General features: G+C 65.4%; 10 protein-coding genes. 6 read left to right on the top strand and 4 right to left on the bottom strand.

Annotation, left to right across the window (positions count from 1 at the left end; translation table 11 throughout):
• Window positions 1–157 precede the first annotated feature (157 nt).
• Window positions 158–1,603, top strand: a complete 1,446-nt coding sequence (locus tag LZC95_40440) for a M64 family metallopeptidase (protein WXA92705.1) — start codon at window positions 158–160, stop codon at window positions 1,601–1,603.
• Here LZC95_40440 and LZC95_40435 read toward each other — a convergent pair.
• The 3 genes from LZC95_40435 to LZC95_40425 all read right to left on the bottom strand — a co-directional run bounded on the left by LZC95_40435 (window position 1,574) and on the right by LZC95_40425 (window position 5,812).
• Complete coding sequence (locus LZC95_40435; GenBank protein WXA92704.1) at window positions 1,574–2,896, bottom strand: hydroxymethylglutaryl-CoA reductase, degradative; 1,323 nt, start codon at window positions 2,894–2,896, stop codon at window positions 1,574–1,576. The two genes, LZC95_40440 and LZC95_40435, sit on opposite strands and share 30 nt — an antisense overlap.
• Before the next feature lie 7 nt (window positions 2,897–2,903).
• Entirely contained in the window at window positions 2,904–4,337 is a 1,434-nt protein-coding gene (locus LZC95_40430; protein WXA92703.1) for a cyclic nucleotide-binding domain-containing protein, read from the bottom strand.
• Window positions 4,338–4,399: 62 nt separating this feature from the next.
• The gene (locus tag LZC95_40425; protein WXA92702.1) at window positions 4,400–5,812 is read right to left on the bottom strand and encodes a cyclic nucleotide-binding domain-containing protein; all 1,413 of its coding nucleotides are present in this window, start codon (window positions 5,810–5,812) and stop codon (window positions 4,400–4,402) included.
• Between the two features lie 776 nt (window positions 5,813–6,588).
• Here LZC95_40425 and LZC95_40420 point away from each other — a divergent pair.
• The 5 genes from LZC95_40420 to LZC95_40400 all read left to right on the top strand — a co-directional run bounded on the left by LZC95_40420 (window position 6,589) and on the right by LZC95_40400 (window position 12,295).
• A complete protein-coding gene (locus tag LZC95_40420) occupies window positions 6,589–7,506 on the top strand; it encodes a hypothetical protein (GenBank protein ID WXA92701.1) in 918 nt (305 codons plus the stop codon).
• Window positions 7,493–9,679, top strand: a complete 2,187-nt coding sequence (locus tag LZC95_40415) for a SufS family cysteine desulfurase (GenBank protein ID WXA92700.1) — start codon at window positions 7,493–7,495, stop codon at window positions 9,677–9,679. Before LZC95_40420 ends, LZC95_40415 begins: the two co-directional genes overlap by 14 nt.
• Window positions 9,680–10,022: 343 nt before the next feature.
• The gene (locus LZC95_40410) at window positions 10,023–10,352 is read left to right on the top strand and encodes a rhodanese-like domain-containing protein (GenBank protein WXA92699.1); all 330 of its coding nucleotides are present in this window, start codon (window positions 10,023–10,025) and stop codon (window positions 10,350–10,352) included.
• A 90-nt stretch (window positions 10,353–10,442) separates the two neighbouring features.
• Window positions 10,443–11,543 carry a TIGR03364 family FAD-dependent oxidoreductase gene (locus LZC95_40405; protein WXA92698.1) on the top strand — a complete coding sequence of 367 codons (1,101 nt, stop codon included), beginning with the start codon at window positions 10,443–10,445 and terminating at the stop codon, window positions 11,541–11,543.
• 59 nt (window positions 11,544–11,602) lie between these two features.
• Window positions 11,603–12,295 (top strand): phosphonatase-like hydrolase, encoded by a 693-nt coding sequence (locus tag LZC95_40400; protein ID WXA92697.1) that lies wholly within the window; start codon window positions 11,603–11,605, stop codon window positions 12,293–12,295.
• On the opposite strand, the gene LZC95_40395 is transcribed toward LZC95_40400, so the two are convergent.
• Entirely contained in the window at window positions 12,246–13,484 is a 1,239-nt protein-coding gene (locus LZC95_40395; GenBank protein ID WXA92696.1) for an MFS transporter, read from the bottom strand. The genes LZC95_40400 and LZC95_40395 overlap by 50 nt on opposite strands.
• Window positions 13,485–13,517 lie beyond the last annotated feature (33 nt).

Below are 13,517 nucleotides of genomic sequence, written 5' to 3'. Positions count from 1 at the left end.
TGGCGGTTTTTTCCTCTTCAGTTCGAGGATTGTGCTCGCTGCTTTAGCGGCGGAAGTCGCGCTTCCGCGAACGGAACGAGTCGTTCCGCGCTTGGCCGTCAAAGACTGGTTTCTGCGTCGTTCGTGCGGGGTACGTCGTTTGCTGACGGAACTTTACATGACGCAGATGCCCAACCGCCGCGCGGCACGTGTTGCTGGCGGCTTCTTGATCGCTTTCATCGTAAGCGCACTTGGCTGCTTCGCAGGGTGCTCCACGCCCTCCGATTCGTCTTCCTCGGCGCCGCAGCAGGTGACCATTCCTCAGGAACGAATCCTCGATTTGAAGCTCGATGGACAGGCGCTGAAGGTCATTGGCGCCTACGTTCCGCAATCGAACCCCTCGGGCGCGCAGCCCACGCCCGGGCCGGATACCCTGGAGTGGACCTTCACCGCGGCCGATGGCACCACCGTCCGCGGCACCCTCGACGATGCGCGCACCGCCGAGTCGGAGTTTGCGCCCAATGGCTCGTCGGCGCGCGCGGAAGTCTCGCAGCCGTGGATGGTCTTTTCCGCGCGCGTGCCCTCGACGGCGGGCACGTTTGCGGTGCCCCTCGTCGGTGCGAGCGTTCCACTCGGGGCGGTGACGCAGATCGCGAGTGGCGCGAGCGGTGCGCCCGCGGCAAGTGACGGTTCGACGCTTTCGCCGGCGCCCGCCGGTACCGAGGCTCCGCCCGACGGCGTGCGGAAGCTGCGTGATTCCAGCGCGGCGTGTCCGTTCAATGTCCTCATCGTGCCCGAGGCCTTCACCGACATGGGCGCGTTCCGCACGCGCGCCGAGCAGGTGGCCAACGACATCGTTTCCTCCTCGGAATACGGCACCTACGCGAACGGCTTCGTCTTCTGGGCGCAGGATTTCGTCTCGCGCGATGGCAGCATCTTCGATCCGGGCGACAACCGCCCCAAGTCGACCGCGTTCGGCGTTTCCTTTGGGTCGGCGGATCCCAACTCCGCCGAGCGCCGCATCATTTATCCGCGCAACGCGCTCTCGGACGAGACGACCGACCGGCTTCGAATCGGCGCGCGCTACACCAAGGCGGACATCATTCTCATCATCGTCAATACGCCCGAGTACGGCGGCGTGAAGTCGCAATTTCTCGGCATCACCTACGTGACGGTGACGAACCACGCGCAGGGCAACCGGGTCATCTTGCACGAGATGGGGCACGGTCTCTTGTCGCTCGCCGACGAATACTCGTACGGCACCTGCGATCGCGGTCGCGCGGAGTCGCCCAACACGTCGGCCAAGCTCGATGCGCTGCCGTGGAGGGACATGGTGACGCCTACGAATCCGCTGCCCACGCCCGAAGGCACGGCGGGCGTCGGTGCCTTCGAAGGGGCGGCGTACTGCACCACGGGCGTCTACCGGCCCGCGCACACGTGCCTCATGAAAGAGCTGAGCACCGGCTTCTGCCCCGTGTGCGCGCGTCAGTTGCGCAACGTTTTCGGCCCGCGCAGCAGCGGCGGGGACGCCGGTGCGCCCGACGCGGGGGGCTCCGATTCGGGCGGCGGAGGACTCTACAATCCGGGGACCAGCTTAGTCTGCCCCACCCGCGCTCTCTTCTGACGGAAGCGGGACATCGCTGCCGCGTAGCACCTCGATGGCCCTTTTCGCGGCCTCGACGGTGATGTCGCGCGCTTCCACGATCATCGCGGCGACGCGCTCCACGGCGGTGCCTTTTGCACCCGCCGCGATGGCCACGGAGCGGGCGTGCAAGGCCATGTGACCGCGCTGGATGCCGTCCGTGGCCAGTGCGCGCACGGCGGCGAGGTTCGAGGCGAGGCCCGCGGCGGCGCACACCGACGCGAGTTCGCCCGCGCTGGGCACGCCGAGAAGGAGCAGGGCAAGACGCGCCGCGCGATGCACGCGCAACGTGCCTCCCACGGTGCCGATGGCCATGGGCATCTCCAACGTTCCCACGAGCCGTTCTCCGTCACGCCGCCAGATGGCTAGCGGTGCATAGCGGCCGCTCCGCGCGGCGTACGCGTGCGCACCCGCTTCCACGGCGCGCCAGTCGTTGCCGGTGGCGATGACCACGGCGTCGATGCCGTTCATGATGCCCTTGTTGTGCGTCGCCGCCCGGTACGGATCGAGCTCCGCGAAGCGCGACGCGTTGACGATGCCGTCGATCACGCGCTGCCCGTCCATGTCCTCGGTCGCGAGATCTTCCGCCGCGACGGAGCAACGAAGGCGCACTTTGCGCTTGTCGCACAGGTTCGACAGGATGCGCAGGCCCACGTGGCCGTGTGCAAGCTCGGCCAGATGCGCGCCCACCGCCTCGGCGACGCCGTTGACGAGGTTTGCGCCCATCGCATCTTGGCAATCGACGACGATGTGCACCACGAGCATCTCGTCTTCCGGCGCGCCGATGCTCCGCACCTCGAGATCGCGTGCGCCGCCGCCCCGCACGACCAGGCCGGGCACAGCCCGATCGGCGAGGGCGAGGATCTCCTCGCGCCGCGCGAGGATGCGCTCCTCGGCGGCGCGCGGATCGCGCACGTTCGTCAGTTGCACCTGGCTCACCATCAGCGGAGGATCGACCTCCGCCAGGAAGCCACCGCTTCCGCGGATCATCCTGGCGGCGTTGGAGGCCGCGGCCACGACGCTCGGCTCTTCGACGACCATCGGCACGACGTAGTCCTTGCTGTTGATGCGCACGTTGAGCGCCACGCCGAAGGGAAGGGCGTAGGTGCCGAGCACGTTCTCGACGAACTTGTCGGCTACCTCCGCCTCGAGTCCACCGCCCTCCAGCGAAGCTTCGAGCTCGGCCATCTCCGTCCCGGTCACGTCCGCGACGAGCGTGCGACGCTGCTGGACGCTGACTTTGTGAAAGCCAGGCAACCGCGATGTTTTGGCCATGGCCGGCTCAGTGCCCGAGTTCTACATTTTCCAGAATGCCGAGCGCGTCCGGAATGAGCACCGCCACCGAGAAGTAATTGCTGACCAGGTACGAAATGACACCCTTTTCGTCGAGGCCCATGAAGCGCACGTTGAGGCTCGGCTGGTACTCGTCCGGGATCCCGGTTTGGTGCAGCCCGATGACGCCCTGATCTTCCTGGCCGGTGCGCATCGCCAAGATGGAGCTGGTACCCGTGTCCGTGACGGGGATCTTGTTGCACGGAAGGACCGGCACCCCGCGCCATGCCCAGACATGGCTGCCGTTGAACTCGATCTGCTGCGGGTAGACGCCCTTCTTGGTGCACTCGCGGCCGAACGCGGCGATGGTCCTCGGATGCGCCAGGAAAAACTGCGTCTTGCGGCGCCGCGAGAGCAGATCGTCCATGTCTTCCGGCGTGGGCGGCCCGCTGCGCGTGTTGATCCGCTGCGCAAAATCGGCGTTGTGAAGCAAGCCGAATTCGCGGTTGTTGATCATTTCGTCTTCCTGCCGCTCGCGCAGCGCTTCGACGGTGAGCCGCAGCTGCTGCTCGATCTGGTCCATCGGGTCGTTGTACAAATCGGCCACGCGCGAGTGCACGCGAAGCACGGTTTGGGCCACCGAAAGCTCGTACTCGCGAGGGGTGAGCTCGTAATCGACGAAGGTCTCCGGCAAGATCGGCTCACCCACGTGGCCGGCCGCCAGCTCGATGGCCGCTTGCCCGTGTTTGTCCTGCGGCGCTTGCAGCCGCAACTTGAACTTCTCCACGTGCTGGCGCAGCGTGTCCGAGTCTTTGATCGCGTCCTCGAACACCTTTTGCGAAAGCGAGAGCACCGTGCACGCCGTCACCGCGGTGACCGTGAAGGGCCAATGGTCGCGCGATTCGACCAGCGCGTCGTCGCCGAAGTGGTCACCATCGGCCAACACGGCCAGCGACTGCTCGTCGCCGTATTTGCCCGGCTTCAACTTGTTCGCCTTGCCGTGGGCGATGAGGTACACGTGATCGGCCGCTTTTCCGGCCTTCACGATGGTCTCACCCGGCTTGTACTCTTTCTGGACGAATTTGGACGCCAGCCGCCGCAGCACTCCGTCGTCCTGGATGCCGCGGAGCAGCGGTAGCTCGCACAGCTCTCCCGGAATGACCTCCACCTTGGCGCCGGTGCTCACGAAGGTGACCCGGCCGTCACCGACCGCATAGCTCAGTCGGCGGTTGACGCGGTAGACGCCCGCCGACGTCTGCACCCACGGCAGCATGCGGAGCAGCCACCGCGAGGTGATGCCCTGCATCTGCGGGACGGATTTCGTCGTCGTTGCAAGCTTGCGGGCGGCGGCCGTGCCCAAGCTGGTAAGGGACTGCGGGCCGCCGTTGTGACCATTTCCACTGTGGCCGTTGCCATTCAAATCGAACGGAGAGGGAGCACTCATTTCGCACCTCGCGTGAGCGGTATCAATGATTCAATCGGTTTTTCGAATTGCGAAATGGTCAATTACGTCCGGCCGATTTCGACATTTTCCAGCACGGCCAGCGCGTCCGGAACCAGGACGGCCGCCGAGTAATACGCACTGACGAGGTAAGAAATAACGGCTTTTTCGTCGATGCCCATGAAGCGAACGGACAAGCTTGGTTGGTATTCGTCCGGAATACCGGTTTGGTGCAGTCCGATGACGCCTTGGTTCTTTTCGCCCGACCGCATCAGGATGACGGAGCTCGTGCGCGTGTCCGTGACGGGGATCTTGCTGCACGGAAGCACCGGTACACCGCGCCAGGCCGGCACCATGTGACCGCCCAAATCGATGCTCTGCGGGTAGATTCCGGCCTTGCTGCACTCCTGCCCGAACGCCGCGATGGTGCGCGGGTGGGCCAGGAAACACGTGGGCTCCTTCCAGACCAAGGAGAGGAGATCGTCGAAATCGTCCGGCGTGGGCGGGCCGCTTCGCGTGTGGATGCGCTGCGAGAAGTCCGCATTGTGGAGAAGGCCGATTTCTCGGTTGTTGATGAGCTCCTGCTCCTGCTCCTCGCGCAGCGCCTCGATGGTCAGGCGAAGCTGCTGCTCGATCTGGTCCATCGGCTCGTTGAACAGATCGGCCACGCGCGTGTGCACGCGAAGCACGGTTTGGGCCACGCTCAGTTCGTATTCGCGCGGCGTCACTTCGTAGTCGACGAAGGTGGCGGGAAGTACCGGTTCCCCCACGTGGCCGGCGGCCAGCTCGATGCAGGCCTGCGCGTGCTTGTCTTGCGGGAGCGTCAGGCGATGCCTGAATTGGTCCACGTGCGCGCGGAGCTTGTCCGACTGCGCGATCAGATCTTCGAAGACGCGCTGAGGCAACGCCAGCACGGTGCAGTGGGTGGCCGCTTTGACCGTGTAATTCCACTTGTCGTTCGACTCGGCGACGCAGCGATCTCCGAAGTAGTCGCCATCGGCCAGGACGTCGATCGTCGCTTCGGAACCGTACTTCGTGGAGCCGATTTTGTTGGCTTTGCCGTGCGCGATGAGGAAGACGTGCTCGGCCGGCGTGCCCGATTGCACGATGACGTCGCCCGCCTTGAATTCCTGCTGCACGAAACGGCTGGCCAACGAGTTGAGAAGCTCTTCGTCCTCGAACCCGCGCAGGAGCGGCATCTCGGTGAGCTCACGGGGAATGACCTGCACTTTGGCGCCGGTCGTCATGAAGGTGACGCGCCCGTCGCCAACGGCATAGGTCAGACGCCGGTTCACACGGTAAACGCCGCCGCTGGTCTGCACCCAAGGCAACATTTTCAGCAGCCACCGCGAGGTGATGCCTTGCATCTGCGGTACGGATTTGGTCGTCGTCGCCAGCTTGCGTGCGGCGGCCGTTCCCAAGCTCGTTTGCGGCGTTCCGCCGTTGGATCCATTGACCGATTTCGTGACGATGTTCATCGTGGCTCACCTTTCCGATGCGTGCCGCCGAGGCGCCCAAGCCCCGATCGGCCGCAGAAATTTTTCGCGCTTTTTCCTGTCCGGGCAGGCTTTGCAGCGTTGCGGGGTTGCTATGCCGCACGCCAGCGCCACTCGGGCGGTGGGCGGCGCACGCGCGCAGGTAAGAACTGGCCAAATGGCTGCTGACGAGTCACTCGACACCCCCCGCTTCCATCGCGATTGCGACGGCGAACGGCAGCCACTCTATCTGCATGATTCGTATTGGCTACAGGAAAACGACGGCCCGTATCACATTCTTTTTGACAACGAAGTTACGACTACGGCTTAGGTCTCATGCGCGCATCGTTTCGAGGTGAAAATCGCAAATATGGACTAGCGATGTTTCATCGGCATGTCCCGCACCGCCGCGGTGCAGCCGTGCATCGTCAGGTGGGTTCGATGTGACTCGCCCATCGCTTGATGCAAATACGAATTACTCCGAGTCAATAATGCGATTTTCAATTGACGGTTGCATGGTCCGTATTTCTTTGCGGGCCGGGGAGCTCGTCGCCCTACCGCTCGCGTGGCCGTGCGGCGTGTAGGACGGAGCACGCTTGCGGTGTACATGATCCGCTGGATTGGTCGCGCGTCCGCTTCATCGGACGAAAAAGATGCGGATCGTGGCCGCAGTTGCTACCCGCGCGCGCGGCGCGATTGCCGGGAGGGGGGCGCTGCTCATAGAGTCGCGATGCGCCTACGCGCAGATTCACCTTCCCGGAGATTCCTGGAGCACACCTATGGCCGATACTCCTCCTGCGACTCTTGGCGCCCAATCGGCGCGCCAGCTTGCAAACACCACGAAGACCCCCCCGCAATGGGTCGGGGTTACGCCCCGTTGGTTGGTCAGCCTTCTTCCCTGGACGCCCGTCGAAGCGGGCACCTACCGCGTCAACAAGGTCAAGGAGGGCGGGGAGCAGGGCATCGGCATCGAGTGCAGCCCGAGCGACTCGGACGAGCTTCCCAGCGCCTTGGTGGACTACGAGGAGCAGCCTCGCGAGTACACCCTGAGCACCGTGACGACGACGATCGAAGTGCAGACGCGCATCTCGGACCTGTATCGCAGCCCGATGGATCAAGTGCGTGAGCAGCTCGGCGTCCTCATCGAAATGGTGAAGGAGCGCCAGGAGGGCGAGCTCATTAACAATCCGAACTATGGCTTGCTCAACAGCGTGGCCCCGCACATGCGCGTGGGCACGCGCGCCGGCGCCCCCACGCCGGACGATCTCGACGAGCTCATTGCCAAGGTGTGGAAGGAGCCGGCGTTCTTCCTTGCGCATCCGCGCGCCATCGCGGCTTTCGGGCGCGAATGCACGAAGCGGGGCGTTCCGCCGCCCACGGTCAGCATGTTCGGCTCGCCGTTCCTCACGTGGCGGGGCATCCCGCTCGTCCCCACGGACAAGCTGGGCATCGACGGCAACAAGACGAACATCTTGCTGCTTCGCACGGGTGAGAAGAAGCGCGGCGTCGTCGGTCTCTTCCAGCCGGGGCTGCCGGGCGAGGTGAGCCCGAGCCTGTCGGTGCGTCTGACCCGCATCAATCAGCGCGGCGCGGCCTCGTACCTCGTGTCGCTCTACTGCTCGGCGGCGGTTCTCACCGAAGATGCGCTCGGCGTACTCGAGAACGTCGAGGTCGACCGCTACCATGAGTACAAGTAAGAGCCCGTACGAACCCGAGGTGGCGCTGGACGCGGGCACCGACGATCTCGTCGGCGCCATGGCCAAGGAGCTGGAGCGCCTTGCGAACAATTATTTCGCGCAAGGCCCGATGGGGGCGTCCAGTCCCGTGATGGACGAGGCGGTTCCCGAAGCCGCTCCGGCCATCTCGGCGGCGGCGCCGCTATCGGTCTCCGCACCGCTGGTACCGCCGCGGGTGGGCCCGCACGCGTTGAACGTCGGAGGCGGCGGAATTTCGCCGGCTTCGGCGCCGCTTCCTCCGGTTCCGGGCGCGGTGCATCGGCCTCCGCTCGCCGCCTCGCCGCCGCCGACGGATCGGGACCTTCGCGCGTTGCCCACGATCCTGTCCGAGTATGGGCACACGCCGTCGCCCATCGAGGTCGCGCGTGCGACCACGACGAACGACGCGTACGGCGGCGCCAATCCCGCGCCGTATTACCTGCAGACTGCAGGTATTCCCGGCTCGCCGCCCGCGTCGCCGGCAACGGCGCCGACACCTACGTTGCCCGGTGGAGGCGTGTCGGGCTCGTCGTTCCAGGTGCCGGTGAACGTCGGTGACTTCGCGATCGTGCCCGATGCGCTTCCCCGAGATTCGGGGTTGGGCATGGACGTCACGAATGCGCCCACGGGATCGGCCGCGCCGTACTTCCTCTCGCTGGCCGGCCTTCCCACGTCGGTGTCGTCGAATGGCGCGCCGCCGGTGCCGGATTTCGGTGGTCTGCCGTTCCAGGTTCCCACCGACGTTCCTCCAGCGCCGGCGCTTCCCTACTCGGCCAACTCGGGCGTCCTCGCGGGCGATCCGATGGCGGCCGAGGTCGCAGCGCCGCCGGCCACGGCGGTGGAGCCCGTGCCGTCTTGGACCGCGCACGAGTTCAGCCCGCAACTGGTGCCGGATCTCGGCGGCACGACGGCGACGGCTCCCGGCGTCTTCGATGCCAACGCCGTGCGACGTGACTTCCCGATTCTCGAGGAGCGCGTGCACGGACGGCGGCTCGTGTGGCTCGACAACGCGGCCACCACGCAGAAGCCGCAGGCGGTCATCGACCGAATTTCGTACTACTACGAGCACGAAAATTCGAACATCCATCGGGCGGCGCATGCCCTGGCCGCACGCGCGACGGATGCTTACGAGGCTGCGCGCGACAAGGTGCGACGCTTCTTGAACGCGCCTTCGCCGAAGAACATCGTCTTCGTTCGCGGCGCGACCGAGGGCATCAATCTGGTGGCGCAGAGCTGGGGCCGGCGCAACGTTTCGGCCGGCGACGAAATCGTCATCACCTGGCTCGAGCACCACGCCAACATCGTGCCCTGGCAGCAACTCTGCTCGGAGAAGGGCTGCCGCTTGCGTGTGGCGCCCGTCAACGATCGCGGGGAGGTCATCCTCGACGAGTACGAAAAGCTGCTCGGACCCAAGACGCGCCTCGTGTCCTTCACGCAGGTGTCCAACGCGCTCGGCAGCATCACGCCGGCGCGCGAAATGGTGGAGATTGCCCATCGCTACGGCGCCACGGTGCACGTGGACGGCGCGCAGGCGGTCTCGCACATGCCGGTCGACGTCCAGCTTCTCGGCGCCGACTTCTACTCCTTTTCGGGCCACAAGGTCTTCGGACCGACGGGCATCGGCGTGCTGTACGGCACGACGGAGATCCTCGAGGCGATGCCTCCGTGGCAGGGCGGCGGCAACATGATTGCCGACGTCACCTTCGAGAAAACCACCTACGGACCGCCGCCGAGCCGCTTCGAAGCGGGCACCGGCAACATCGCGGATGCCGTGGGCCTGGGCGCCGCGCTCGACTACGTCAGCGGACTCGGGCTCGCGAACGTCCAACGTTACGAGCACGAGCTGCTCACCTACGCCGAGGAGAAGCTTTCCCGCGTGCCGGGGCTGCGCATCATCGGCACCGCGCGCGAGAAGGCCGGGGTCATCTCCTTCATCCTCGACGGTCAGCGCACCGAAGAGGTGGGCGGCATGCTCGATCAAGAAGGCATCGCCGTGCGTTCGGGCCATCATTGCGCGCAGCCCATCCTGCGCCGCTTCGGCCTCGAGGCGACCGTTCGCGCATCGCTCGCTCCGTACAACACGACCGAGGACATCGACGCGCTTGCGGAAGCCTTGCACCGCATCCAAGCCGGCAGGCCGGTGCGCGGCCTCTGAAAGGCTACGGGCTTCAGGCTGCCGGAAAGGACAGCTCTCTATCTTCCTGAAGCCTGTGGCCCTAGACCCAAGCTGTTCGAACCGCCAAGACGCCGAGAACGCCAAGATTTGGGGTATGCGAGAACAACCCTCGATCTTGGCGTCCTTGGTGTCTTGGCGGTTTAATTTTGGCTTTTCCAGAGGAATGACGCGGTCCGTTATGACGACGGAACGGCCTTTTTCGCGGACAGAATGACTCGCTTGGCGCCTAAAGCGTCACGCGTGCATCTGTGCGTCATTCCTGGGGAAAAAAGATGTGGGCGACCGCCCTTGAACCGTCGGAGATGTTCGTTATAGTAGACGCATGGTTCGTTCGGTTAGTCCGCAGCAGGCTCACGATCTCATCTCCCGCGGTGAAGTGGAGGTGATCGACGTCCGTGAGCCGAACGAGTGGTCCACGGGGCATCTTGCAGGCGCACGCCTCGTTCCGCTCGCAAAGTTTCGCGCGAATCCCAAGGCTGCTCTCCCGCGCGATGGCGTCGTCTTCGTGTGCGCCGCCGGCATGCGCAGCGAAACGGCCGCCCGCCTCGCCGCCTCGAGTGGTCTCACCAAGGTCTACAACTTGAGCGGTGGCACCCGCGGCTGGGTGAAAGCGGGCTTGCCGCTGGTTCACGATCTCAGCGTCGCCGTCTGACATCGCAGACGCACTGACGCGAGAACGTCACCGAAAGATCGTCGGCTTGTGCGACGCGCGGTGATGCATGCGGCGTAGGAACGTCGCAACATGGATATCGTCATCGTAGGGGGCGGCATCGTAGGCACGATGCACGCCCTTTTTGCCGTGCAGCGTGGGGATCGCGTCGTTCACTTGGAGCGCGAGGATCAGGCGCGCGGAGCCTCGGTTCGGAACTTCGGACTCGTTTGGGTGAGCGGGCGTGCGCCCGGTGCCGATCTGGACTTGGCGCTTCGGGCGCGCCAGCTCTGGGAAAAAGTCGGAACGGATGTGCCCGAGGTGGGCTTTCGGGCGAACGGGTCCCTGACGATCGCGCGGACTGCCGCCGAGGTGGCCGTGCTCGAGGCTGTGGCACGTGCCGATGAAGGCGAACGCCGCGGCGTGCGCGTGGTGGATGCGAGCGAAGCGCGGCGGGTGAACCCGGCGATGCGTGGTGAGTTCATCGCGGCACTGCACTGCCGTCACGATGCTGCGGTTGAACCGCGCAAGGCTGCGCGGGCCATTCAGAGCTACCTGCGCGGGCACGCCCGCTACACATGGCTCGGCGGGCGTGAGGTCACGGGCTTCGGTTCGCACCACGCCATCGATGATCACGGTGACAAGCACACCGGTGACTTGGTGATCTTCACCACAGGCGCATGGCATCGCGGCCTCATGGCTCCGCACACCGCAGCCGTGCGCCGCGTTCGGCTGCAGATGCTACAGACCGAGCCGTTGGACGAGACGCTCACCACGTCGATCGCGGATGGCGACTCGCTGCGCTACTACCCCGCCTTCGACGTACCGGTCCGTGAGCGCCTCGATCCTCAGGTGCCGATCGCGCGCGAACACCATATGCAGCTCTTGCTCGTGCAGCGCCTCGATGGCTCGCTCACCATCGGCGACACGCACGAGTACACCGAGCCCTTCGGCTTCGACGTGGACGAACTTCCCTATGCACACCTGCTCGAGACGGCCTCGCGCATCCTGGGGAGGCCGCTTCCACCGGTGCGCCGTCGTTGGGCAGGTGTCTACAGTCAATTGCGTCCGGAGGCCGCGCGGCTTTACCATCGCGTCGATCTCGCGCCCGGGGTTGTGTTGGTGACCGGGCCGGGTGGGCGCGGAATGACATTTTCGCCGGCAATTGCCGAGGAGACATTGGCACCATCATGAACCGGTCGCTGACTGAGAAGTCGAGGGCAGATGAGGCCTATGAGGGCCGCAAGGCCCGAATGAACTGGCAACTTGCATGTCTCGACATGGCGGGTACCACCGTGCGAGACGAGGGGCTCGTGGAAAAAGCATTTACCGTCGCCGTGGCCGCGGAGGACGGATTCACATTGGGCTCTGCGGGCTACGAGCGGGCGATTCGTTTCGTCCGCGAGACCATGGGGCAGAGTAAAATCGAGGTGTTTCGCGCGTTGCTCGGAGAAGAGCATCGCGCGGCCGCGGCGAATGCGCGCTTCGAGGTGGCGTACGCGGACTTGGTGCGCGCAGGGCACGTGCAGCCGATTGCGGGAGCCGAATCGGCCATCCGCGCGCTGCGCAGTTTGGGGTTGTCGATTGCGCTGACCACGGGGTTTGCCCGGGCCACGCAAGATGCGATTTTGGATGCGCTGGGCTGGCGCAACCTCGTCGACTTGGCCTTGTGTCCATCCGACGTTCCCCGCGGGCGTCCGTACCCGGACATGGTGCTGGCGGCCGTACTTCGGCTTGGGGTGACGGACGTGCGCTCCGTCGTCGTGGTCGGCGATACGCCGTCGGACATCTACAGCGGGCTTCGCGCCGGGGCGGGCATCGTGGCCGGCGTGCTCACCGGCCTTTCGGATCTCGAGGCGTTCTCGGCGGCCGGTGCGACGCACGTCCTTACATCGGTCAACGAGCTACCGGGGCTGCTTCGCGCGATGGCGCCGCGCGCGGCGTGACCTTCGCACTGCGCCGTCCGAGGGCGTAGGGCAACAACGCGGCGGCGCACGCGAACGCCAGGCCGATGAACAGATGAAAGACACGGTCCCACCCGTAGCGGGTGGCCACCACGGCGGTGACGGTGCCCTGCGCGATGGCACCGAGCGAGCCGATGCCATTGATGATGCCCGATGCGCTGCCGGCCCCTTCGGCGCCCCCCAGCTCTTGCGCCATGGCGCCCGAGATGAGGGCGTCGGGGCCGAACAGCATGAATCCGACCGCCGCCATGGCCGCGAAGTTGGCGACGGCACCCCACGCGGCGACCTGCGTGTACAAAACGAGGCTGAGGGCGAGGCCGAAGGTCATGGCGAAGAGGACGGCACGCTGGCGGGCACCCATGCGGTCGAACACGATGCCGCTCGCCACGGTGCCGCAGACGCCGCCGAGCTCGAACGAGATGGATAGATAGCCGGCTTGCCCGGCCGAATATCCGAGTTGCCGCTGGAGATAAAAGGGAAGCCAGAAGAGCAGGCTATATCGGATCAATTTGAATCCGAAATAGATGAACCCGAGATACCATATCTCGATGCGTCTCTCGACGTGGGCGCGGGCCTTTTCGGCCCCCTCCGCGGGAGGGCCGGCCTGCGGGGAATCGGGCAATCGCCAAAGGACCACCAGTCCCACGAGCGCCATCCACACGGCGGGCACCCAAAACGCACTTCGCCATCCGGCGTGCACGAGCAGTGCGCTGGCCAGGGCGGTCGCCACGATGCCGCCGACTTGGTAGCAGGTGGACCACCAGCCCATGATCTTTCCGCGTTCGCCGGCCGACCACCACGGCGCCATCGCCTTGATGGTGCCCGGCCACCCCGTCGATTGTGCCAAGCCGTTGACGGTGAAGGCGACGGCGAACCACATTTCCGCGGACGACGCACCGAACCAGGCTACGGCCGCCGCGGATGCGAGCATGCCCGCCCCGAGCAACCGACGCGGCCCCACGCGATCGCAGAGCCACCCGGATGCGAACATGCCCAGCGAATAGGCCACCAGGTAGCCGGTGTCGATGCGACCAAGGGCTTCGGTCGTCAGGTGGTACTGCGATGCAAGGCTCGCCTTGCTGACGGCGAATTGCTTTCGTCCAATGTAATACGAAGCATACGCGAGCCAGCTCAATGCAAAGACGTGCACGCGAAGTCGGGTCGGCGGCATGGCCGTGCATCGAACAACGGAAGCGTGTCATTC

The sequence above is a fragment of the Sorangiineae bacterium MSr12523 genome (assembly GCA_037157775.1).
GTDB classification, from domain to species: Bacteria; Myxococcota_A; Polyangia; order Polyangiales; family Polyangiaceae; genus Pendulispora; species Pendulispora brunnea.
Note: the sequence above shows the minus strand (reverse complement) of the source record. Positions and strands in the feature narration are given on the sequence as shown.